General features: G+C 67.2%; 26 protein-coding genes. 5 read left to right on the top strand and 21 right to left on the bottom strand.

Annotation, left to right across the window (positions count from 1 at the left end):
- Positions 1–297: 297 nt before the first annotated feature.
- The 3 genes from DFS13_RS16765 to DFS13_RS16755 form a co-directional block, all read right to left on the bottom strand.
- Positions 298–1,092, bottom strand: a complete 795-nt coding sequence (locus DFS13_RS16765) for an ABC transporter ATP-binding protein (RefSeq protein WP_006486391.1) — start codon at positions 1,090–1,092, stop codon at positions 298–300.
- A 1-nt stretch (position 1,093) separates the two neighbouring features.
- Positions 1,094–1,990: an ABC transporter permease gene (locus DFS13_RS16760; RefSeq protein ID WP_006486373.1), complete on the bottom strand. Its 897-nt coding sequence runs from the start codon at positions 1,988–1,990 to the stop codon at positions 1,094–1,096.
- Between the two features lie 139 nt (positions 1,991–2,129).
- Positions 2,130–3,095, bottom strand: coding sequence for an ABC transporter substrate-binding protein (locus DFS13_RS16755; protein WP_059721064.1), 966 nt, complete (start codon positions 3,093–3,095; stop codon positions 2,130–2,132).
- A gap of 332 nt (positions 3,096–3,427) precedes the next feature.
- On the opposite strand from DFS13_RS16755, the gene DFS13_RS16750 reads away from it, so the two are divergent.
- Positions 3,428–3,745, top strand: a complete 318-nt coding sequence (locus DFS13_RS16750) for a VF_A0006 family four-cysteine protein (protein ID WP_006499038.1) — start codon at positions 3,428–3,430, stop codon at positions 3,743–3,745.
- 86 nt (positions 3,746–3,831) lie between these two features.
- Here the strand turns inward: DFS13_RS16750 and DFS13_RS16745 are convergent, their stop codons facing one another.
- On the bottom strand, positions 3,832–4,647 hold the full coding sequence (locus DFS13_RS16745) for a MetQ/NlpA family ABC transporter substrate-binding protein (protein WP_006486394.1): 816 nt from the start codon (positions 4,645–4,647) through the stop codon (positions 3,832–3,834).
- Between the two features lie 226 nt (positions 4,648–4,873).
- Positions 4,874–6,511, bottom strand: coding sequence for a methyl-accepting chemotaxis protein (locus DFS13_RS16740; RefSeq protein WP_111441896.1), 1,638 nt, complete (start codon positions 6,509–6,511; stop codon positions 4,874–4,876).
- Between the two features lie 231 nt (positions 6,512–6,742).
- Here DFS13_RS16740 and DFS13_RS16735 point away from each other — a divergent pair, with 231 nt between their 5' ends.
- A complete protein-coding gene (locus DFS13_RS16735) occupies positions 6,743–7,033 on the top strand; it encodes a YciI family protein (protein WP_006486398.1) in 291 nt (96 codons plus the stop codon).
- A 152-nt stretch (positions 7,034–7,185) separates the two neighbouring features.
- On the opposite strand, the gene DFS13_RS16730 is transcribed toward DFS13_RS16735, so the two are convergent.
- The 5 genes from DFS13_RS16730 to DFS13_RS16710 are packed head-to-tail and all read right to left on the bottom strand — an operon-like array spanning position 7,186 to position 11,268.
- Positions 7,186–7,803: an SCO family protein gene (locus DFS13_RS16730; protein WP_012492388.1), complete on the bottom strand. Its 618-nt coding sequence runs from the start codon at positions 7,801–7,803 to the stop codon at positions 7,186–7,188.
- A gap of 18 nt (positions 7,804–7,821) precedes the next feature.
- Positions 7,822–8,724 carry a heme o synthase gene (cyoE, locus tag DFS13_RS16725; protein WP_006477738.1) on the bottom strand — a complete coding sequence of 301 codons (903 nt, stop codon included), beginning with the start codon at positions 8,722–8,724 and terminating at the stop codon, positions 7,822–7,824.
- A gap of 8 nt (positions 8,725–8,732) precedes the next feature.
- Complete coding sequence (locus DFS13_RS16720; protein WP_006486378.1) at positions 8,733–9,845, bottom strand: heme A synthase; 1,113 nt, start codon at positions 9,843–9,845, stop codon at positions 8,733–8,735.
- Between the two features lie 25 nt (positions 9,846–9,870).
- Positions 9,871–10,497, bottom strand: a complete 627-nt coding sequence (locus tag DFS13_RS16715; protein WP_111441894.1) for a cytochrome C oxidase subunit I — start codon at positions 10,495–10,497, stop codon at positions 9,871–9,873.
- Positions 10,498–10,557: 60 nt separating this feature from the next.
- A complete protein-coding gene (locus tag DFS13_RS16710) occupies positions 10,558–11,268 on the bottom strand; it encodes an SURF1 family protein (RefSeq protein ID WP_241308687.1) in 711 nt (236 codons plus the stop codon).
- A gap of 84 nt (positions 11,269–11,352) precedes the next feature.
- On the opposite strand from DFS13_RS16710, the gene DFS13_RS16705 reads away from it, so the two are divergent.
- Positions 11,353–11,562: a twin transmembrane helix small protein gene (locus DFS13_RS16705; protein WP_006477735.1), complete on the top strand. Its 210-nt coding sequence runs from the start codon at positions 11,353–11,355 to the stop codon at positions 11,560–11,562.
- Between the two features lie 174 nt (positions 11,563–11,736).
- On the opposite strand, the gene DFS13_RS16700 is transcribed toward DFS13_RS16705, so the two are convergent.
- From DFS13_RS16700 to DFS13_RS16670, 8 genes are all read right to left on the bottom strand, one after another.
- Complete coding sequence (locus DFS13_RS16700; protein ID WP_006486364.1) at positions 11,737–12,594, bottom strand: cytochrome c oxidase subunit 3; 858 nt, start codon at positions 12,592–12,594, stop codon at positions 11,737–11,739.
- A gap of 158 nt (positions 12,595–12,752) precedes the next feature.
- A complete protein-coding gene (locus DFS13_RS16695) occupies positions 12,753–12,953 on the bottom strand; it encodes a DUF2970 domain-containing protein (protein WP_006486367.1) in 201 nt (66 codons plus the stop codon).
- A gap of 16 nt (positions 12,954–12,969) precedes the next feature.
- Entirely contained in the window at positions 12,970–13,581 is a 612-nt protein-coding gene (locus DFS13_RS16690; RefSeq protein WP_006486387.1) for a cytochrome c oxidase assembly protein, read from the bottom strand.
- Positions 13,582–13,616: 35 nt separating this feature from the next.
- On the bottom strand, positions 13,617–13,757 hold the full coding sequence (locus DFS13_RS40335; RefSeq protein ID WP_006486385.1) for a cytochrome oxidase small assembly protein: 141 nt from the start codon (positions 13,755–13,757) through the stop codon (positions 13,617–13,619).
- Positions 13,758–13,837: 80 nt separating this feature from the next.
- Entirely contained in the window at positions 13,838–15,445 is a 1,608-nt protein-coding gene (gene ctaD, locus DFS13_RS16685) for a cytochrome c oxidase subunit I (protein ID WP_006477731.1), read from the bottom strand.
- A 43-nt stretch (positions 15,446–15,488) separates the two neighbouring features.
- Positions 15,489–17,087, bottom strand: a complete 1,599-nt coding sequence (gene coxB, locus DFS13_RS16680) for a cytochrome c oxidase subunit II (RefSeq protein ID WP_006477730.1) — start codon at positions 17,085–17,087, stop codon at positions 15,489–15,491.
- Positions 17,088–17,143: 56 nt separating this feature from the next.
- A complete protein-coding gene (locus tag DFS13_RS16675; RefSeq protein ID WP_006486400.1) occupies positions 17,144–17,668 on the bottom strand; it encodes a DUF2244 domain-containing protein in 525 nt (174 codons plus the stop codon).
- A 195-nt stretch (positions 17,669–17,863) separates the two neighbouring features.
- Positions 17,864–18,829, bottom strand: coding sequence for a methyltransferase domain-containing protein (locus DFS13_RS16670; RefSeq protein WP_111441892.1), 966 nt, complete (start codon positions 18,827–18,829; stop codon positions 17,864–17,866).
- A gap of 81 nt (positions 18,830–18,910) precedes the next feature.
- Between DFS13_RS16670 and DFS13_RS16665 the strand changes: the two genes are divergently transcribed.
- Both DFS13_RS16665 and trmL read left to right on the top strand, forming a co-directional pair.
- Positions 18,911–19,708 (top strand): ComF family protein, encoded by a 798-nt coding sequence (locus tag DFS13_RS16665; RefSeq protein ID WP_111441891.1) that lies wholly within the window; start codon positions 18,911–18,913, stop codon positions 19,706–19,708.
- A gap of 102 nt (positions 19,709–19,810) precedes the next feature.
- A complete protein-coding gene (gene trmL, locus DFS13_RS16660) occupies positions 19,811–20,281 on the top strand; it encodes a tRNA (uridine(34)/cytosine(34)/5-carboxymethylaminomethyluridine(34)-2'-O)-methyltransferase TrmL (protein WP_006481560.1) in 471 nt (156 codons plus the stop codon).
- A gap of 27 nt (positions 20,282–20,308) precedes the next feature.
- Here trmL and DFS13_RS16655 read toward each other — a convergent pair whose 3' ends face one another.
- From DFS13_RS16655 to secB, 3 genes are all read right to left on the bottom strand, one after another.
- Positions 20,309–20,833: an O-acetyl-ADP-ribose deacetylase gene (locus DFS13_RS16655; RefSeq protein ID WP_006481556.1), complete on the bottom strand. Its 525-nt coding sequence runs from the start codon at positions 20,831–20,833 to the stop codon at positions 20,309–20,311.
- 92 nt (positions 20,834–20,925) lie between these two features.
- A complete protein-coding gene (locus DFS13_RS16650; protein ID WP_006499050.1) occupies positions 20,926–21,924 on the bottom strand; it encodes an NAD(P)H-dependent glycerol-3-phosphate dehydrogenase in 999 nt (332 codons plus the stop codon).
- Between the two features lie 25 nt (positions 21,925–21,949).
- A complete protein-coding gene (gene secB, locus DFS13_RS16645) occupies positions 21,950–22,441 on the bottom strand; it encodes a protein-export chaperone SecB (protein ID WP_006481561.1) in 492 nt (163 codons plus the stop codon).
- Positions 22,442–22,543 lie beyond the last annotated feature (102 nt).

The raw sequence follows: 22,543 nt of genomic DNA, 5'->3' as shown, positions 1-22,543 counted from the left end.
CATACATCGAAACGGAGAGTCCTTGGCGACCCCACCGCAGAACGCTTTCACGCTTTTCGCCCTCAAACTATGTACTCCACGGGTATAGGTCCAAAGCGACGGATGAAGGGATTCGGGAGTAATGGAGGATGCGAGCATGACGCCACCCACAACTGTATGGATATACAGTATATGGCAATGCGCGCGCGTCGCACAGCACCGGTGCAAAACCGGTTTTCGTCGGAAGAAACCGGGGAGAAGCCGGCGCGCCCGTCATGTCACGGCGCGCCGGCCCGTCAGCCGTCGGTCAGCAGCCCGTCAACCGAGCAGCAACGCGTCGTCGTCGAGCTGCTCGTGCCGCACCTTCTCGAACATCTGCAGCAGATCCGGCACGTCCAGCCCCTTGCGCGCGTCGCCCGACACGTCGAGCACGACCTGCCCCTGGTGCAGCATCACCGTGCGGTCGCCGTAGTCGAGCGCCTGCCGCATGCTGTGCGTGACCATCATCGTCGTCAGCTTGCTCTCGGCGACGATGCGCGCGGTCAGCTCCAGCACGAACGCGGCCGTCTTCGGATCGAGCGCGGCCGTGTGCTCGTCGAGCAGCAGGATCCGCGACGGCCGCAGCGACGCCATCAGCAGGCTCACGGCCTGCCGCTGGCCGCCCGACAGCAGCCCGATCCGGTCGGTCAGCCGGTTTTCCAGCCCGAGGTTCAGCAGCCGCAGCTTGTCGCGGAACAGCTCGCGCGACGGCCGGTCGAGCGCCGCCCGGAAGCCGCGCCGCGCGCCGCGCGCCATCGCGAGCGCCATGTTCTCCTCGATCGTCAACGCCTCGCAGGTGCCGGCCATCGGATCCTGAAACACGCGCGCGACGAGGTGCGCGCGGTCCCACGCAGCCTTGCGCGTCACATCCGTGCCGTCGATCGCGATGCGTCCCGCATCGACGCGCTGGTCGCCGCTGACCGCATTGAGGAAGGTCGACTTGCCGGCGCCGTTCGAGCCGATCACCGCGACGAACTGGCCGTCGGGAATCTCGAGCGACAGCCCGCGCAGCGCGCGCGTCTCGATCGGCGTGCCGGGATTGAACGTGAGTTTGAGATCGTGTGCGGACAGCATGTCATGCCCCTCCGTTCTTGCGCGCGAACAGCTTCTTGCGCGTCGCCGGCAGCACCAGCGCGATCGTGACGAGCGCGGCCGTCACGAGGTTCAGATCCTGCGCCTTCAGGCCGATGAATTCGCTGTTCAGCGCGAGCGCGATGAAGAAGCGGTAGACGATCGCGCCGAGCACGACGGCAAGCGTCGTCAGCACCAGCCGGCGCGCCGGCAGCAGCGTCTCGCCGATGATCACGGCGGCCAGCCCGATCACGATCGTGCCGATCCCCATCGAGATGTCCGAGCCGCCCTGCGTCTGCGCGAACAGGGCGCCCGCGAGCGCGACGAGCGCGTTCGACAGCGCCATCCCGGCGAGCGTCGCCCGGCCGGTCGCGATGCCCTGCGCGCGCGCCATCCGCGGGTTCGCGCCGGTCGCGCGCATCGCGAGGCCGAGCTGCGACGAGAAGAACCAGTCGAGGCCGAGCTTCGCGATCACGACGACGATCGCGAGCAGCGCCGGGCGCAGCACGTAATCGGGCATCCAGTCGGGCTGCAGCACGGTGAAGAGCGTCGGCTCGGTGATCAGCGGCACGTTCGGCCGGCCCATGATCCGCAGGTTCACCGAGTAGAGCGCGATCATCATCAGGATACTGGCGAGCAGATCCATGATCTTCAGGCGCACGTTCAGCCAGCCGGTGACGAAGCCGGCTAGCGCGCCCGCAACGATCGCGAGCAGCGTCGCGGAAAACGGGTCATGGCCGGCCGAGATCAGCGTCGCGGCGACGGCGCCGCCGAGCGGAAAGCTGCCGTCGACGGTGAGGTCGGGGAAGTTGAGGATGCGAAACGAGATCAGCACCCCGAGGGCGACGAGACTGAAGATCAGGCCGATCTCCAGTGCGCCCAGAAACGAGAACAGAGACATGATGGGGAAATCCTGTTGCTTCCCGGCCGGACATGTACGGCCGGGCGAAGCGAACGGGCGGCCCCGGGTGGGAGCCGCCCGTCCGGCGATGTCGTCGAGGCCCGGATCGGGCCTGCAAGCGCGGCGGTCGGGCCGCGGCTTACTTGATGACCGTCTTCGCTTCCTTCACGAGATCCGGCGACAGCGTGACGCCCTGCTTCGCGGCCGCGCCCGTATTCACGAACAGTTCGAGGTTGCTGCTCGTCTCCGACGCGATCGCGCCCGGCTTCTCGCCCTTCAGGATGCGCGCGACGACCCTGCCCGTCTGGCGGCCGAGGTCGCCGTAGTTGATGCCGAGCGCCGCGATGCCGCCGCGCTTCACGCTGTCGGTGTCGCCGGCGACGAGCGGAATCTTCGCTTCGTTCGCGACCTTCACCAGCGCTTCGTACGCGGACACGACGTTGTTGTCGGTATTCGTGTAGATCACGTCGACCTTGCCGATCAGGCTCTTCGCGGCCGGGCCGATGTCGACGGTGCGCGGCGCGGCCGCTTCCTTCAGCGTCATCCCCTGCTTCGCGAGGATCTCCTTGAGCTCCTTCACGACGACGACCGAATTCGCCTCGCCCGGGTTGTAGACCATGCCGACCGTCTTCGCATTCGGCACGACGCGCTTGATCAGCGCGACCTGGCGATCGAGCGGCAGCTTGTCGGACACGCCCGTCACGTTGGTGCCCGACGGGCCCCAGCCCTTCACGAGCTGCGCGGCGACCGGGTCGGTGACGCCCGAGTAGACGACCGGCACGCTCTTCGTCGCGGCGACGACCGACTGCGCGGCCGGCGTTGCGATCGCGACGATCACGTCGGGCTTGTCGCCGACGAACTTGCGCGCGATCTGCGCGGCCGTGCCGGTGTTGCCCTGCGCGCTCTGGTACTCCCACTTGAGCTTGTCGTCGCCGTAACCTTCCGCCTTCAGTTCGGCGCGCACGCCGTCGCGGATCGCATCGAGCGCCGGATGGTCGACGATCGACAGCACCTTGACGGTCTGTGCATGCGCGGCGCCTGCCAGCGCGAGTGCGGCGACGCCGGCCGTGATCGAACGGATCGCGAAAGTCTTGAATCGCTTCATGGGTGAGTCTCCCCCGTATTGTGTCGGTTCTGGATGATGGATTCCCGCCGCCGTCGGGCGGGCGCCGCCCGTGCGTCCGAGACGCGGGCGATCGGCCCGCGCACGCTCCGGGAAAGCGTGCAGCGGCGAACGCACGAGGATACCATTTCCGCAGACCACCGCCTGACTCCGTGCTTTCGCGCGGCGCGCCGGACACAACCTCGCCGAGGCCCCGAGAAAGCGCGCCAAGCCTTGCCGGTGGCGGCGCCGATCCGCGTCGGCCAATGCGTCGGCCGCGCATGCGGCTTTACGCTATGCTGTCGGCCGACCCAATCCACTCCACCGGAGGGCAGATGAAACGGGGTATCCGAGCCGCCGCATTCGCAGCATTCACCGCCGTCGCGCTGACGCTGCCGGGCGCGGCGTTCGCGCTGACCGACGGCAACGCGCAATACGACGACTGCATGCTCAACGCGCTGCGCGAAAGCCGCAACGGCGCGGCGGCCCAGTTGATCCAGCGCTCGTGCGACGCGCTGTACCGCAACAACGCGATGCTGCTGCCGCGCGAACGGCGCTTTCACGAGTGCGTCGTGCAGTCGCTGCCCGGCGTGCGCGACAACTACGCGATCCAGCAGATCATGTCGATCTGCTCGCGGCGCGGGGAGATGTAGGCATAGGCGCGCGTGCCGCGCCAATGAAAAAAGGGCCTGCGCGATGCAGGCCCTTTTCGTTCAGCGGTCCGACCGGTGGGCGGCGTTCAGAACGACGCGACCATCGAGCCCTTGAACTGCTTCTTGATGAATTCCTTCACTTCCGGCGACTGGTACGCCTTGACCAGCTTCTTCACCCACGGCTGATCCTTGTCCTTCGCGCGCACGGCGATCAGGTTCGCGTACGGGCTCGTCAGCGATTCGAGCGCGATCGCGTCCTTGGTCGGCTGCAGGTTCGCGGCCAGCGCGTAGTTCGTGTTGATCACGGCCGCGTCGACGTCCGACAGCACGCGCGGCAGTTGCGCGGCGTCGAGTTCGGAGATCTTCAGCTTCTTCGGGTTCTCGGCGATGTCGAGCACCGTCGCGTTGTTGCCGCCCGTGCCGGCGCCGGCCTTCAGCTTGATCACGCCTTGCGTCTGCAGCAGCAGCAGCGCGCGGTTCTCGTTCGACGGATCGTTCGGCACCGCGAGCTTCGCGCCCTGCGGCAGATCCTTCAGCGACTTGAATTTCTTCGAGTACACGCCGATCGGCGAGATGTAGGTCAGGCCCGCGCTGACGATCTTGTAGCCGCGCTGCTTCACCTGGCTGTCGAGGTAGGGCTGGTGCTGGAAGCTGTTCGCGTCGAGGTCGCCCGAATCGAGCGCCGCGTTCGGCTGCACGTAGTCGTTGAACTCGATGACCTTCACGTTCAGGCCTTCCTTCTCTTTCGCGACCTTCTGCACGACTTGCCACACTTCCGAATCCGGGCCGGCGACCGTGCCGACCTTGATCACCTTGTCTTCGGCGTGCGCGCCTGCCGACAGCGTCAGCGCGGCGCCGGTGGCCAGCACGGAAAATACCTTCAGGAGACTGCGACGCTTCATCTGTTTCTCGCTTTCTTGCTTACTGGAAATGGGGCGCGATACGGGTATGCCCGGACTCGCAGGAAGGGCCAAATGGTGTCACAGGATCGGCGGGAAGTGAAATACATCCCGCTCATATGGGTATGCACCAGCGCAGTGCCGGCGGCCGCCGCACAACTCGGCCGTTAGTTGCATTTTTCCTCGACGCATCGACGCATCGACCCATTGGCCAATCGGCCGATACACGTCACGCCGCCACCGTCTCGTCGGCCGCCTTCGTGCCGAAAGCCGGCTCGGCCGCCCATGCACCGGTCCCGCGCGGCGACGGGCCGCCGGTATTGGCGACCCGGAACGCGCCGACCGCGTCGCGCAGCCGCGCGGCCTGTTCCTGCAGCGACGCAGCGGCCGCGGCCGCTTCCTCGACCAGCGCCGCATTCTGCTGCGTCACCTGGTCCATCTGCGTGACCGCGCGGCCGACCTGCGTGATGCCGCTCGCCTGCTCCTCGGACGCCGCCGCGATCTCGCCCATGATGTCGGTCACGCGTGCGACCGCCTGCAGGATCTCGCCCATCGTCGTGCCGGCCTGGCCGACCAGCGTCGAGCCGTTGCGCACGCGCTCGACCGAATCGACGATCAGCGCGCGGATCTCCTTCGCGGCCGTCGCGCTGCGCTGCGCGAGCGAGCGCACCTCGCCCGCGACCACCGCGAAGCCGCGGCCCTGCTCGCCCGCGCGCGCGGCTTCGACCGCCGCGTTCAGCGCGAGGATGTTGGTCTGGAACGCGATGCCCTCGATCACGCCGATGATGTCGGCGATCTTGCGCGAGCTGTCGTCGATCTCGCCCATCGTGCCGATCACGCGGTTCACGACGTCGCTGCCCGCACGCGCGATGTCCGACGCATTGTTCGCGAGCCCGCTCGCCTGCCGCGCGTTGTCCGCGTTCTGCTTCACCGTCGCGGTCAGCTGCTCCATGCTCGCGGCGGTTTCCTCGAGCGACGCGGCCTGCTCCTCGGTGCGCTGCGACAGGTCGTCGTTGCCGGCCGAGATCTGGCGGCTCGCCGACGCGATCGATTCGGCCGACTGGCGAATCCCGCCGATCGTCGCCTGCAACCGTGCCTGCATGTCGTGCATCGCGGCCATCATGCTGGTGCGATCGCCCGCGCGCACCGGCACCGGCTGCGTGAGGTCGCCCTGCGCGATGCGCGTCGCGAGCGCGGCCGCTTCGTCCGGCTCGCCGCCGAGGCTGCCGCGCACGTTGCGGATGATCACCAGCATCGCCGCGCTGATCACGAAGCCGATCACGAACACCATGGCCAGATGGCCGAACAGCGTCCGGTAGTACACGGTGTCGATGTCCTTCAGGAACACGCCGCTCGAGATATTCCAGTCCCACGGCGCGAACCGCGTGACGTAGCTGATCTTCGGCACGGCCGTCTCGCTGTGCGGCAGCCGCCCGCGATATTCGGCGAAGCCGCTGCCGGTCGCCTTCGCCGCGTTCAGGATCGTCACGAACAGCGGCTTGCCGTCCGGATCGAGATAGTCGCCGACCTGCGTGTTGACGAGTTTCGGCAGCGTCGGATGCATCAGCACGACCGGCTTCGAATCCATCACGAACACGTAGCCCGAATCGCCGTAGCGCATCGCGGCGAGGCTCGCGAGCGCGTCGCGCTTCGCGTTGGCCTCGGGCAGCGTGCCGCTCTGCGCGAGCGCGTGATAGGCCTTCACGATGCCCGCCGCCGAGTCGACGAGATTCGCGATGCCGGCCTTGCGTTCGGCGAGCATCGTCGCGCGCGTCTCGTAGGCGCTCCATGCGCCGACGCCCAGAAGACCGATCCATACCAGCGCAAGCGCGAGCCACAGCTTGCGGTTCAAACTCATTCTGCTCATCTGCGTGCCTCTGTCGATGTCGATGCATCCGACGCGCGAACGGCCGGCCGCGCGCAAACGGTTGCTCTTTTATTTACGGCAACGAGGCTTACATCTTGAATACGCGTCGCCGCGGCGAACCGGCGATCGATAGGCCCCCACGCGGCGCGCCGGCGCGACAGCCCGCATCCGCTGTGCTAAAAAGACCGGCTGGCCGGCGCGCGAAGCGCCGGCATCATTCCAGGGGCATCCATGTACGTCATCGACATCCACTACACCGCGTCGCTCGAGCGCATCGACGACGCGCTCGAACGCCATCGCGCGTACCTGCAGCCGCAGTTCGACAAGGGCATCTTCATCGCGGCGGGGCCGAAGGTGCCGCGCGCAGGCGGCATGATCCTCGCGGCCCGCATCGATCGCGACGCACTCGACGCGATCCTCGAGACCGACCCGTTCGTCACCGAGGGGCTCGCCACGTATCGCGTGACGGAATTCCGGATCACCCGCGCCGCGTCGGGCTTCAACGTGCCGGCGCTGCCGTAACGCGGCTTCGGCGCAATACGTGCGCAATACGCGCGCATGCCGACGCGCCGCCCGGCGGGCAGCGCATGCGCGCAAAGATGAGAGCGGGGAAACGTGACGGCGCGAACACGGCCGTCACGCGAAACGCCGGGCGGGCGCCCGGCGGCGGCCGGTCAGTCGACCAGCAGCTTCAGGTCGTGGACCCACGGGGCCGGGCCCTGGCCGTCGCGCACGAACAGGCGCAGCTTGCCGTCGCGGTCGAACACGTAGCTCGCGGCCGTGTGATCCATCGTGTAGCTGCCGGGCGTCTTGCCGGGCACCTTCGCGTAGTACACGCGGAAATCCTTCGTGACCTTCTTCAGCGCCGCTTCGTCGGCCGGCCGCAGGCCGATGAACGACGGATCGAACGCGGGCACGTACTGGCCGAGCAGCGCCGGCGTGTCGCGCTCCGGATCGACGGTGACGAACAGCACCTGCACGCGCTTCGCGGCATCCGGCCCGAGCTGCTTCAGCGCTTCGGACAATTCCGCCATCGTGGTCGGGCACACGTCCGGGCAATGCGTATAGCCGAAGAACATCACGACGGCCTTGCCCTTGAAGTCGGCGAGCGTGCGGACCTTGCCGCTCGTATCGGGCAGCGCGAAGTCGCTGCCGAACTGCGTGTTGCCGGTGATGTCGAGATTCTGGAATTTCGGCGCGTTGTCGCATCCCGCGAGCAGCAGCGCTGCCGTGAATGCGCACGCGAGCATCCAGCCTTGGCGCGCGCGGCGCCCGAACCGTGATGGGAGCATTGCGTTCAAACCGTGCGGTTACACGCCGAGCAGCGGGCGTGCGTAGTGATCGACGAGCAGCGCGGCAAACAGCAGCGACAGATAGACGATCGAGTAGCGGAAGGCCTTGCGGGCGAGTTCGTCCGAATAGTCGCGATGGATCTTCCACGCATACGCGAGGAACACCGCGCCGAGCAGTACCGCGCTCGTCAGGTAGACGGCCCCGCTCATCCCGGAAATGAAGGGCATCAGCGTGACCGCGAACAGGATCACCGTGTACAGCAGGATGTGCAGCCGCGTGAACTTCTCGCCGTGCGTGACGGGCAGCATCGGCAGCCCCGCGTTCTCGTAATCCTTGCGGCGATAGAGCGCGAGCACCCAGAAATGCGGCGGCGTCCACACGAAGATGATCAGCACGAGGATCCAAGCGTCGCCCGGCACCGCGCCGGTGACGGCGGCCCAGCCGAGCGCCGGCGGCATCGCGCCCGACGCGCCGCCGATCACGATGTTCTGCGGCGTCATCGGCTTGAGCAGCAGCGTGTAGATCACCGCGTAGCCGACGAACGTCGCGATCGTCAGCCACATCGTCAACGGATTCGTGAACGTATAGAGCGTCCATGCGCCGACGCTGCCGAGCACGGCCGAGAACAGCAGGATCTGCGGCGTCGTGATCTCGCCGCGCGCGGACGGGCGCCATGCGGTGCGGCGCATCATCGCGTCGATCTTCTGTTCGACGAGGCAGTTGATCGCGAACGCGGCGCCGGCCAGCAGCCAGATGCCGACGGTGCCGCCGATCAGCACATGCCACGGCACCATGCCCGGCGTCGCGAGGAACATGCCGATCACCGCGCAGAACACCGCGAGCTGCGTGACACGCGGCTTCGTCAGCGCCATGTACTGGGAAAAGCGGCTACCGGGCGATTGGGAGAGGGTGCTTTGCATGGGGGCGGTCACGCCGGGGCGGCGTCGCGCGCAGGCTGCGCGACACGGCCGGGGCGGCTTGAAAGGATGCGAAAGTTTAACATGACGACGAGCAGCAGCAGGATCGCGGCCCCGCCGTTGTGCGCGACGGCGACGGGCAGCGGCCACTGCAGCACGATGTTGGTCAGGCCCGTCACGAACTGCAGCAGGACGACCAGCAGCACGCCGTTCGCGGGCCGCCGCAGCGATTCGAAGCGGCGCATCTTCAGCGCGAACGCGACCAGGTACGCGACCACGACGAACGCGAACGTGCGGTGCGTCCAGTGGATCGCGACCAGCGCGTCCTGCGTGATCGCGTCGCCGTCCTTCGTCATCCCGAGCGCGCGCCACAGGTGAAAGCCGTGCTGGAAGTCCATCGGCGGAATCCACTGGCCGTTGCAGGTCGGGAAGTCGGTGCACGCGAGCACCGCGTAGTTCGTGCTCACCCAGCCGCCGAGCGCGATCTGCACGACCAGCAGCACGAGCGCCGCGAGCGCGGCCGCGCGGTAACGCCCGGCCTCGGGGTCATACGACGGCAGCGGCGTCTGGCGCGCCGCGAGCCAACCCAGCGTGCCGAGCAGCGTGAGGCCGAGCAGCAAGTGGATCGTGACGATCACCGGTTGCAGCTTCATCGTGACCGTCCATGCGCCGAACGCGCCCTGCACGAGAATCAGCAGCAGCAGGCTCGTCGGCCACCACGGCGACACGTGCAGCGGGCGGCGACGCAGCCGGGCGGCCCATGCGATCACGGTCTGCGCGATGATCAGCACGCCGATCGCCATCGCGAAATAGCGGTGGATCATCTCGATCCACGCCTTCGTCATGCTGACCGGCCCGGTCGGCATCGCCTGGTGCGCGGCCGTGATCGCCGCGTGCGCGATGAACGGCGACGACGTGCCGTAGCAGCCTGGCCAGTCGGGACAGCCGAGCCCCGAATCGGTCAGCCGCGTGAAGCCGCCGAACATCACGAGGTCGAGGGTCAGGAAGGTGGTGATCCACACGAGCTTGCGGAACTTGTCGTCGTCGGCCTTCACCCACACGTACGACAGCGGCAGCAGCGCGATGCACAAGCCGATCAGGCCGAGTTGCAGTAGATACGACATCGGAATGGTGCCTCGTTCTCTCGCCTTAACCGATGCTCGACCACTTCAGCAGCTTCGTCACGTCCGACTTGATCTTGCTGGGATTCGGGTCTTTCGGGAAACGCATCATCAGGTTGCCGTTCGGGTCGACCATGTAGATGTGGTCGCTGTCCTTCGTGCCGGCGTCGGCCGGCAGCCACGCGGCCACCGCGGCCGGATCGGCAACGAGCCGGCGCGTGTCCGGATACGCGTCCAGCACCTTCTGCGGCACCGCGCCCGCATCGCTGCGCAGCCACACCATCGTGATCCGGTGCCGTTCGCCCGCCTGCGTGACGCGGATCTGGCGCATGAAATAGAGCTTCTGCGCGCACGCGTCGTCGCACGCGCTGCGGTCGGTCATCACGAACAGCCAGACGCCGCGCAGCGCCGACAGCGGCACCGTCTTGCCGGCTTCGTCGGTGACCTGCAGATCCGCCGGGATCGGGCGCTGCGGCTCGATCAGCGTGCCGTAGTTGGTCGACCCGCCCTTCGGCTTGATCACGTAATAGGTGAAGTACGACGCGATCATCGGCGCGGCGCACACGAGACCCAGCAGCACGAGCATCCAGCGGCCGCGCTTGCGGGCCGCGGGCGACATCGGCGCAGCGGCCGGACCCTGACGGGGAGATTGCATGGACAAATCAGACCTCTCGAAACAAACCCGCGGCGCGCTCGCCGCGTCCTGGCATGACGCTCACGCGCCGGCCGACTTCTTCGCCGCACGCCGCGCGGCGTACAGCCCGAAGCCGAGCGCGGCCGCCGCCATCGCCCACCACTGAAACATGTAACCGTAATTGCGCTCGACGCCGGTCGTCGCCGCCGGCCAGTCGCGCACGAGCTTGTCGCCGTCGTCGCTCGTCTGCTGGATCACGAACGGCTGCAGCGGCAGCCCGGTTTCCCGCGCATACGCGGCGACGTCGAGGTTCTGGCGGATCTTCTGATGCGCGGCCGACCCGCCTTCGCCGAGCTCGAACGCGCGCGACGCATCGGCGCGCGCGATGCCGACGATCTCGACGTCGCCCGCCGGCGTCGCGAACGGCTCGATCGCCGTGCGATCGGCGATATTGCGCGGCAGCCACCCGCGGTTCACGAGCACGACGCCGCCGCCCGTGAGTTTAAACGGCATCACGACGTAAAAACCCGGCTGGTCGTTATACGGCCGATTGTCGAGGAACACCGCTTGCTCGGGCATGAAACGGCCCTTTGCCCGCACGCGATGAAACTCGATCGACGCGAGCGGAACCGGCTGCGCGCCGATGTCGACAGGGGCCGCCTGCTCGTAGCGCTCGATGCTCGCCTGCAGCGCTTCCTTCTGGTGCGCGCGGTCGCGCTGCCAGAAACCGAGACGGACCGTGACAGCGACGACGACGAGGATCAGCAACGCGGGCAGCCAGCGGATCTTCATCATGCGGCCCGCCCGGCACCTGCGCGAAAGCGAAGTGCGATAATTATCCTCTTCCTTTCGAATTGCCGTCGTCCGGTTCGTGTCATGCACATACTCGTTCCCATCGCCTTCGTCCTCATCATTGCCAGCATGGGCTCGGCGCTCTACTTCATGATGCACGACCGCGGCCATACGAAGCGCATGGTCTGGTCGCTCGCCACCCGCGTCGGGCTGTCGGTGTCGCTGTTCCTGCTCATCCTGTTCGCGAACTGGATGGGCTGGATCCATTCGACCGGCCTGCCGATCGGGCGTTGATGCCGTTGCCGCGCCGGCCGCTGTGACATTTCGCCGCACGGCCGCGCCACCAAGCAAAAGCGCCGCCTGACTGAGTCGCGGCGGCGCCAGGGTGGTGTCGCTCGCGGCTTCGCCGCCGCGCGCTCGACACCAATGAAAACGGCCCGCGCATTGCTGCGCGGGCCGTCGTTCCATTTACAGCCAGTAGACGACGACGTACAGGCCGAGCCAGACGACGTCGACGAAGTGCCAGTACCACGCGGCGCCTTCGAAGGCGAAGTGGTGATCGGGCTTGAAGTGGCCGCGGATCATCCGCACCAGCACCACCGCGAGCATCGTGCCGCCGAGGAACACGTGGAAGCCGTGGAAGCCCGTCAGCAGGAAGAACGTCGAACCGTACACGCCCGAGTTCAGCGTCAGGTTCAGTTCGTTGTACGCGTGGTAGTACTCGAAACCCTGCAGGAACAGGAAGCAGATACCGAACACGAGCGTCGCGGCCAGCCAGGCGATCGCCTTCTTGCGATGATCGTCACGCAGCGCGTGGTGCGAGATCGTCAGCGTCACGCCCGAAGACAGCAGGAACGCGGTGTTCAGCGTCGGGACCGGCCACGGGCCCATCGTCTTGAAGTGACCGGCGAGCGCGGCGGGGCCTTCGTTCGGCCACACGGCGGAGAAGTCCGGCCAGATCAGCTTGTAGTCGAGGCTGCCGAGCTGGTGCAGCGCGATTTCACGCGCATAGAACAGCGCGCCGAAGAACGCGCCGAAGAACATCACTTCCGAGAAGATGAACCAGCTCATGCTCCAGCGGTACGACTTGTCGACGTTCTTGCCGTAATGACCGCCTTCCGATTCGGCGATCGCGTCGCCGAACCAGTGATACAGCGTGAAGAGCAACCACAGCAGGCCGAGCAGCGCCGTAAACGGCGCCCAGTCGTGACCGTTGATCCACAGCGCTACCGAGCCGAGCATGACCAGCAGGCCGATGGCCGCGCTGATCGGATGCTGCGACGGATGCGGCACGAAATAGTACGGGGTCTGGTTTTGACCGCTCATGCTTGATTCTCCACTTCAGTCCAATTTGTGTACCGGAAACCGCTCCGGCTTTATTTCTTGCGCGGCGAGACCGCCACCGCTCTTTCCTGCACGCCGCGCCGTGGCGCCGCGCACTGCATTCTTTCGTCGCCGCGGGCCGCTAGCCGCTAACTGCGCCCTCAACCCACGACGGCACGCACGATCAGGATCAGCACGCCGATGAACACGCCGGCCGCGATCAACGCGACGATCAGCACGTGCAGCGGATTGAGCTGCGTCGCGTCGGCCTCCAGGTCGCGCCGCTTGCGCACCCCGAAGAACGACCACAGCACCGCTTTCAGCGCCTGACCGAACGTACCGCTCCGCTTGACCTCCGTCATCGCCCCGCCTCCGTCGTCATGCATCCGGCTTCGCCGCACCCTGCGCCGCCGCCGTACTGCGCTGCGCCGGGGCCGGCGTGGCCGGGGTATTCAGCTCGAAGAACGTGTACGACAGCGTGATCGTCTTCACGTCCTTCGGCAATTTCGGGTCGATCACGAACACCACCGGCATCTTGCGCGACTCGTTCGCGGTCAGCGTCTGCTGCGTGAAGCAAAAGCACTCGATCTTCTTGAAGAACTCCGTCGCCTGCTTCGGCGCGTAGCTCGGAATCGCCTGCGCGACGACCGGCCGGCCCTGCCCGTTCGTCACGTCGTACACGATCGTCGTCAGTTCGCCCGGATGCACGTCGAGACTGTTGTGCTCCGGCTTGAAGCCGAGCGGCCCGCGCGCGTTCGCATCGAACTCGACCGACACCGTGCGGCTGTAGTCGACCTGCGAGTTCTTCACCTCGCGCTCGCTGACATCGCGCTGCACCAGGTTGTTGATGCCGGTGATCTGGCAGATCGCCCGATACATCGGGATCAGCGCGAAGCCGAAACCGAACATCAGCCCGGCCACGACGAAGAGCTTCACCAGCATCGAACGATTGAACGCGCGATCCGCGGCGCCCTCTTCCGGCTTCGACATACGACGACTTCCTCGCTACTGCGTCAGTTACTGCATCAGTGGGTGGACAGCCACCACTGCTTGATCACGACACCCACAAAAAAAACGGCGGCGATGACGAGCAGGGTGAGGCCGAGCCGCTTGTTGCCCGCGCGGATCTGCTCGGGCGTTCGTCTTTCTTGTGGATTCCGGGTCATCTGAAACTTCGCTGAAACTTCCGTTTCGCGCCCGCCGCGCCTGCCTGCGCGGCAGGCAGCGGCGGAACGCTAGGTGAAACTTATTCGACGTGCGGCGGTTGCTCGAACGTGTGGAACGGAGCCGGGCTCGGGACCGTCCACTCGAGGCCCGTCGCGCCATCCCACGGCTTGTCCGACGCCTTTTCCAGCTCGCCGCCGCCACGGTAGGCCGGCAGCGCGACCGCGAACAGGAAGTACACCTGCGCGAGGCCGAAGCCGAATGCGCCGATCGTCGCCACCTGGTTGAAGTCCGTGAACTGCGCCGGGTAGTCCGCATAGCGGCGCGGCATGCCCGCGAGACCGACGAAGTGCATCGGGAAGAACGTCAGGTTGAAGAAGATCATCGACGCCCAGAAGTGGATCTTGCCGCGCGTCTCGTTGTACATCCAGCCCGTCCACTTCGGCGCCCAGTAGTACCAGCCCGAGAACAGCGCGAACAGCGAGCCGGCCACCAGCACGTAGTGGAAGTGCGCGACCACGAAGTAGGTGCCGTGATACTGGATGTCGAGCGGCGCCATCGCGAGCATCAGGCCCGTCAGGCCGCCGAACGTGAACACGAACAGGAAGCCGATCGCGAACAGCATCGGGGTTTCGAACGTCATCGAGCCGCGCCACATCGTCGCGAGCCAGTTGAACACCTTCACGCCCGTCGGCACCGCGATCAGCATCGTCGCATACATGAAGAACAGCTGGCCGGTGACCGGCATGCCCGTGGCGAACATGTGGTGCGCCCAGACCATGAACGACAGGATCGCGATCGACGCCGTCGCGTACACCATCGAGCTATAGCCGAACAGCGTCTTGCGTGCGAACGCCGGGATCACCTGCGACACGATCCCGAACGCCGGCAGAATCATGATGTACACCTCGGGGTGGCCGAAGAACCAGAAGATGTGCTGGTACATCACCGGGTCGCCGCCGCCTGCCGCGTTGAAGAACGACGTGCCGAAGTGGCGGTCGAACAGCACCATCGTGATCGCGCCTGCCAGAACCGGCATCACGGCGATCAGCAGGTACGCGGTGATCAGCCACGTCCACGCGAACATCGGCATCTTCATCAGCGTCATGCCCGGTGCGCGCATGTTCAGGATCGTCACGACGATGTTGATCCCGCCCATGATCGACGATGCGCCCATGATGTGGACCGCGAAGATCGCGAAGTCCATGCCCGGGCCCATCTGCGTCGACAGCGGTGCGTACAGCGTCCAGCCGGCCGCCGTCGCGCCGCCCGGCGCGAAGAACGAACCGACCAGCAGCACGGCTGCGACCGGCAGCAGCCAGAAGCTGAAGTTGTTCATCCGCGCGAACGCCATGTCGGATGCGCCGATCTGCAGCGGAATCATCCAGTTCGCGAAGCCGACGAACGCCGGCATGATCGCGCCGAACACCATGATCAGGCCGTGCATCGTCGTGAGTTCGTTGAAGAACTCCGGACGCATGATCTGCAGGCCCGGCTCGAACAGCTCGGCACGGATGCCGAGTGCCATCACGCCGCCCGACAGGAACATGATGAACGAGAACAGCAGGTACAGCGTACCGATGTCCTTGTGGTTGGTGGCGAACAGCCAGCGACGCCAGCCGTGCGGGGCTTCGTGCGCGTGGTCGTCGTGCGCGTGGTCCGCGGCTACGTCGTGCCCGATGCTAGACATGAGAATCTCCTAATGCGAATACGTCGACTAACTCAGCGACACGTCAAGCCGCCGGGCCGATCTCGACACGCCGGGCTTCCTTCGCGTCAGCCCCGCCCGTGATCGTTTCCGGCTTTTTGAGAATAATGTGGTCTTCCGCCACGCCTGCTGCCTTCAGCGCATCGCGCACGGCCTGCGCCCGATGCTTCGCCAGTTCGGCGTTCGCGTCGGCCGAGCCCGTCTTGTCGGTGAAGCCCGACAGCGCGAGCTTCGCGTCCGGATGCGCCTTCGCATAGTCGGCCGCGGCGGCGATCGCCGCCTTCGCGTCGGCCGGCAGCACGCTCTTGCCCGTCTCGAAGTAGATCGTCGACAGCGCGGCCGATGCCGCTGCCGCCGGCTGCTCGGCGCCCGACGCGGCTTGCGCCGGCGCCGAAGCCGCTTCCGCCGGGGCCGCTGCCGTTGCCGCGCCTGCCGTGTCTTCCGGCAGCTTGCCGTTGCGTGCGTCGGCCACTTGCTTCGGCTGCAGCAGGTCGTTCTTGTGGTTGCCCCACGAGTTGCGTTCGTACGTGACGACCGAAGCGATGTCGAGGTCCGACAGCGACGCCCACGACGGCATCGCGCCCTTGCCGTGCAGCACGCGCTCGACGTGCGCGGCGATCGGGCCGTTCACGATCGGGCTGCCGTCCATCGCCGGGAATGCGCCGAGGCCCTTGCCGTTCACCTGGTGGCAGGCCGCGCAGTTCGCCTTGTAGACTTCCTCGCCGTGCGCGACGAGTTCGGCCATCGTGTAGACCTTGTTCGGGTCGACCGCCGCGCTGGCCAGCTTGGCCTTCTGCGCCGTCACCCACTTCGCGTAGTCGTCGTCCGACAGGACTTCGACGACGACCGGCATGTACGCGTGCTCCTTGCCGCACAGCTCGGTACAGAAGCCGCGGAACGTGCCGACCTTGTCGGCCTTGAACCACGTGTCGCGCACGAAGCCGGGGATCGCATCCTGCTTCACGCCGAACGCGGGCACGTACCACGAGTGGACGACGTCGTTCGCGGTCGTGATGATGCGGATCTTCTTGTTGACCGGCACGACGAGCGGGTTGTCGACTTCCTGCAGATAGGTGTCGGTGATCGGCTTCTTGCCCATCACTTCGTCGCGCGGGGTGGTCAGCGTCGACAGGAAGCCGATGCCCTCGCCCGGGCCCTTCACGTAGTCGTAGCCCCACTTCCACTGGTAGCCGGTGACCTTGATCGTGAGATCGGCGTTCGTCGTGTCCTTCATCGCGACGACGGCCTTCGTCGCCGGCAGCGCCATCAGCACGACGATGACGAACGGCACGATCGTCCAGATGATCTCGACGGTCGTGCTTTCATGGAAATTGGCGGCCTTGTGGCCCTTGGATTTGCGGTGCGCGAAGATCGAATAGAACATCACGCCGAACACGCCGACGAAGATCACCGTACACAGGATCAGCATCATCGTGTGGAGATCGTAGAGCTCCTCGGCGATCTTCGTGACAGGCGGCTGAAAGTTGATCTCGTTGACACGGGGGCCGCCCGGGCTATCACCGACCGCCAGGGCCGCACCGGCAAAGAGCAATCCGCTGCATGCCAGCACGCCCGTGAGGGCTCGCTTGATTGTTTTCATAGCATCCTTACCCAAAATTTCCATTCAAACCCTCCCCCGTCGCAAGCCACCGGCCTCGTCCGGCCGATGACCGCGCCTCGTCAGCCGCAGCGCCTGAGCGACACGCGCAGTTCGTCGGCGAACTGCGCACGCTTGTACTGCGCGAGATGCTGCCCGATTACGACGGTCTGCCCGCGCGATACCAGCCGAATCGGATCGCGTGGCGTCGCACCCGGCTCGACCCGCACCCAGCGCGGGTTGAATTCGATCTGCGTGAGCCGCTCCGCATCCATCCGCTCGATCACGAGCCGGTGCGGAAACAGCCTGATGCGCTCGTAATCGACCGCATGGCGAGCATAGATCGCAAATGCGACACCCACCGCCAGCAACTCGATTCCGGTGAAGGGCATGACGAGCCAGACCCCTCTCCACATCAGCAACGCCGCGATCGCCAGCGAGAAGCCCGCGAGCGACGCATAAAACAGCACGAACTGGCGTGGCGACACCGAACAGTTGCGTTTCATGAGCCAGTCTTCGAGGACCGGTTCGCTGTCCGCCGTCTCCGCCAAAACCCTCGCTGCTTCCATCGCCGCCTCACGCGAATGGCATGCGATGCATGCCTGCATCGGACTCGTCGCCCCGTATTGCGGGGACCCCGGGACGACAAGCTGACGCATTATAGGCGGGTTCAATGGCATCCACAAGCAAGCGCCTATCGCCCGCCAAGCCAAGTGCGACAAGCTTTCCGGCCGTTTTTGGCGCCAATTCGACCCCGCTTTGCGCCGCTAATTTCAGACATAACAAAACCCCTCTTTACCGCTTTACCGATTCTTCGGACGCCCCTTGCCGATGTCCTCGATGCGCACGATCCCGTGGCCTTCCGCGGTCGTGCGCGGCACGGCCTTCCACGCGTGGCCGTAGATCACCTCGAAGGTCAGCGGGATCGTGCCGTCCTCGCGCCGGCGCGCGTCCAGCGCGTCGCCGAGCGCCGCGCGAAAGCGCCGCGTCGCGTGCTGCGGCGTCGCCCGCTCGAACGGATAGGCGCCCCAGCGGCGCACGTCGGCCAGCAGGGAGTCGGGGGATTTGTAGGTGACGGTCAGCACTTCCTGGTCCATCACGGGAATCTCGAAGCCGCTCTCGACAAGCATGTCGCCGAGGTCGTGCATGTCGACGAAATCGATTACGCGCGCGGCGGGCGGCGCGATGCCGAGCGCCGCTTCGGCGTCCGCGCAGGCCGCGCGCAGCTCGCGCAGCGTGTCCGGGCCGAGCGTGCTGAACATCAGCAGGCCGTTCACGCGCAGCACGCGCTGCCATTCAGGAAACACCGTATCGGGACGCGAATGCCAGTGGAGCGCGAGATTCGACCAGATCAGGTCGAACGCGCCACCGGGAAACGGCAGCGCGGCGAAGTCGGCCTGCGCGACGCGCGGGCCGCGCTGGCCCAGCGCCCGGCCGAGCGACGCCGGCAGCCAGCGGCGCCAGTTGGTCTGCTCGACCTCGCGCTGGCCGGCCCGCGCGAGCATCGCGCCGGACAGGTCCACGCCGAACACCGGCGCCTCCGGAAAGCGCGCGCGCAGCGCCGGCAGGTCGTCGCCCGGGCCGCAGCCCGCGTCGAGTACGGCCGCGGGGCTCACCTTGATGTATTCGAGACGCTCGTTCATCCGCTGCGCGATCTCGCGCGGCAGGAACGCGACCGCATCGAACGTGGCGGCACGGCGGTCGAAGATCCGCCGCAGGCGCCGGGTGTCATTGGCCGGACGGCCGGTTGAAGTCGAAGCTGGGGACATGTCGGGCACACTGGCGAAGAGCCCGAAGTATACTCGCTCGCCTCGCAAGCTTCATTGAGGCGGCGTGCCAGGAGTGTTGCGATGGTCCGCGGTTCCGCCGAGCGCACGATGCGCGTCGTTTTGTCGCAGGTTCGAACGCTGGTCGTGCGCGTTGCCGCGGTCGCATTGCCGAAACGCTGCGCGTTGTGCGGCAATTTGTCACACGGAGTGATTTGCGGCGCCTGCGATGCCGCGTACTGGAATGAAGCGAGGCTGCGCTGCGCGGTCTGCGCGCTGCCGCTCGGTGTCGGACATGCGCGATCGCCTGGCGGCCGTCGTACCGGCGCCGGCCGCGCGACCGCGTACCGGTGCGACGCGTGCCGCACCGCGCCGCCGCCGTTCGATGCGACGCTCGCGCTTGCCGATTACCGCGCACCGCTCGACGGGCTCGCGCGCGGCCTGAAGTTTCACGCGCGACTCGCGCTCGGCGGCGAATTCGCGGCCCGGCTCGCCCGGCTGGTCGACGATACGCACGGCGCGAGCGGCTTCGACCTCGTCGCGCCGGTGCCGCTGTCGCACCGGCGGCTCGTCGCGCGCGGCTACAACCAGGCGTGGGCGATCGCACGTCCGCTCGCGCGCCGGCTCGGCGTGCAAGCGGACGCAACCTTGCTCACGCGCGTCGCCGACACCGCGCCGCAGTCGCGGCTCGACCGGCACGCACGGCGCGACAACGTGATGACGGCTTTCGCGGTGGCCGGCGGCGTCGCCGGCCGCCACATCGCGCTCGTCGACGACGTGATGACGTCCGGCGCGACGCTCGCGGCGGCCGCGCAGGCGCTGAAGGCGGCGGGCGCCGCGCGCGTGACGAATCTGGTTGCGCTGCGCACCGCCAGGGATTAATTAGAGAGAGAGGCCGGCCGCCGCGAATGCGGCCGTCACGAACCGGTCGGCCGGGAGCCCGCGCGCGTTGCGCGGCTCCGGCCGGCCCAGCCAAACCGAAACATGTTCAACGTCGTCCTCGTCGCCCCCGAAATTCCGCCGAACACCGGCAACGTGATCCGCCTGTGCGCGAACACCGGCGCGCACCTGCACCTGATCGAGCCGCTCGGCTTTCCGCTCGACGACGCGCGCATGCGTCGCGCCGGCCTCGACTATCACGAGTATGCGCAAATGCGCGTGCACCGCAACTGGGACGCATTCGTCGCCTCCGAAGCGCCCGATCCCGCGCGGATGTTCGCGTTCACGACGCGCGGCTCGGGCCGCTTCCACGATCGTGCGTTCCTGCCCGGCGACTGGTTCGTGTTCGGCTCGGAAACGCGCGGCCTGCCGGCCGAGCTGCTCGAACGCTTCCCGAACGAACAGCGCGTGCGCCTGCCGATGCGACCCGACAACCGCAGCCTGAACCTGTCGAACACGGTCGCGGTGGTCGTGTTCGAGGCGTGGCGCCAGGCCGGCTTCGAAGGCGGCGCCTGACGCTCGCCGCGCGCGGCGTCGAACGCGTCAGGTTCGCGCGAGCCGTGCGCGGTACAGGTCGTAGATATCGGGGGAAAAGCACGCGAACACCACGCGTGTGAGGTTCGGCGCCTGCGCGAGCATCTCGGCGACGGTGCCGACCGCGATATCGACGGCGGCTTCAGCCGGATAGCGGTAGACCCCGCAACTGATCGCCGGGAACGCGATCGACGTCGCGGCGACTTCCTCGGCCAGCTCGATCGCGCGCCGGTAGCACGACGCGAGCAACTCGGCCTCGCCACGCGCGCCGCCGTACCAGACCGGCCCGACCGCGTGGATCACATAGCGCGCCGGCAGCCCGTGGCCGCGCGTGAGCTTCGCGTCGCCGGTGTCGCAGCCGCCGAGCGTGCGGCACTCGGCGAGCAGGCCGGGGCCGGCCGCGCGGTGAATCGCGCCGTCGACACCGCCCCCGCCGAGCAGCGAGCCGTTCGCGGCGTTGACGATCGCGTCGACCTCGAGCGTCGTGATGTCGACGACTTGCGCATCGAGCGTGGTGGAATGGATCTGCAGCATGACGACCTCGCGGAACGCCGGAGATTGTTCAAGCGTAGTCCGCTTTGGCGCCGCGCGCCCGGCGCAACCGTGCCGGGCGAACCCGGCTCGCGCTACTCGGCGCGCGCGTCGCGGCGCAACAGGCCGCTGACGGCGTCGCGCGGCGCGATGCCGTCGAACAGCACCCCGCACACGGCTTCCGTGATCGGCATTTCGATCGATTGCGCGCGCGCGAGCGCCAGCACGGCCTGCGCGCAGCGCACGCCTTCGGCCACGTGGCCGAGCGCGCCGAGGATGTCGTTGAGCGTGCGGCCGGCCGCCAGTTGCAGGCCGACCGTGCGGTTGCGCGACAGGTCGCCCGTCGCGGTGAGGATCAGGTCACCGAGGCCCGTGAGGCCCGTGAAGGTTTCCGCGCGGCCGCCGAGCGCCACGCCGAGCCGCGACATTTCGGCGAGGCCGCGCGTGATCAGCGCGGCGCGCGCGTTCAGCCCGAGGCCGAGGCCGTCGGAAATGCCGGTCGCGATCGCCAGCACGTTCTTCACCGCGCCGCCGACCTCGACGCCGACCACGTCGTCGCCCGTATAGATCCGCATCGCGCCGTGATGGAACGCGGCGAGCGTGCGCTCGCGGCATCCGGCCGACGTGCTCGCCACCGTCAACGCGACGGGCAGCGACTGCCCGACCTCGCGCGCGAAACTCGGGCCCGACAGCACGCCGTTGCTCTGCTGTCCGGGCAGTTCGGCCGCGATCACCTGATGCGGCAGCAGGTGCGTGTCGGCCTCGAAGCCCTTGCAGACCCAGACGATATGCGCGGGCACGCAGCCGGCGTCGCGCATCGCGTGACACAGCGTGCGCAGCCCGGCCACTGGCGCGGCGATCACGCACAGCGCGTCGTCCGCGGCGCCATGCGCGAGCGCGACGCCGAGATCGGCGTCGTAGCGCAGCGCGTCAGGCAACGCGATGCCGTCCAGATAGCGGGAATTTTCGTGCCGGGCCTGCAGCCCGGCGATGAGCGCGGCGTCGCGCGCCCACAAAAGCGTATCGTGCCGCGCGGCCAGATGGCCCGCGAGCGCGGTGCCCCAGGCACCGGCGCCGAGAACGGCTACTTTCATACCCAGCACCGGTCCGAGCGAAACGTCAGTTCAGCGTCGTGCCATTCGGCGCGCCGTTCGGTGCGCCTGCCGCACCAGCCTGCTGCTGGAGCTGCGCGAGACGCTGCTCGTACAGCGCCTGGAAGTTGATTTCCGCGAGGTGGATCGGCGGGAAGCCGGCGCGCGTGATCGCGTCGGCGATGTTCGAGCGCAGGTACGGGAACAGGATCGTCGGGCATGCGATGCCGACGAGCGGGTCGAGCTGTTCGTCCGGAATGTTGCGAATGTCGAAAATGCCGGCCTGCTTCGCTTCGATCAGGAACGCGACCTTGTCCTTCACCTTCGCGGTGACGGTACCCGACACGACGACTTCGAACACGCTTTCCGCGAGGCGGTCGGCCTTGACGTCGACTTCGACTTCAACCGACGGCATGTCCTGCTCGAGGAAGATCGCCGGCGAATTCGGCTGCTCGAGCGACATATCCTTCAGGTAGACGCGCTGGATGTTGAAGAACGGTTGGTTTTCGACGTCGGACATGGTGTTTCCCTAAAAGTGGTGACGGGGCGGCCCGGCTGCTCGCCGGCCGCCACGGATGAATCCTGCGCGCCCAAGCCGCGGCGCGGCCGGCGGCCATTCTGC

This window comes from Burkholderia sp. 28_3 (genome assembly GCF_003253915.1).
In the GTDB taxonomy this organism is placed as follows: domain Bacteria; phylum Pseudomonadota; class Gammaproteobacteria; order Burkholderiales; family Burkholderiaceae; genus Burkholderia; species Burkholderia cenocepacia.
Note: the sequence above shows the minus strand (reverse complement) of the source record. Positions and strands in the feature narration are given on the sequence as shown.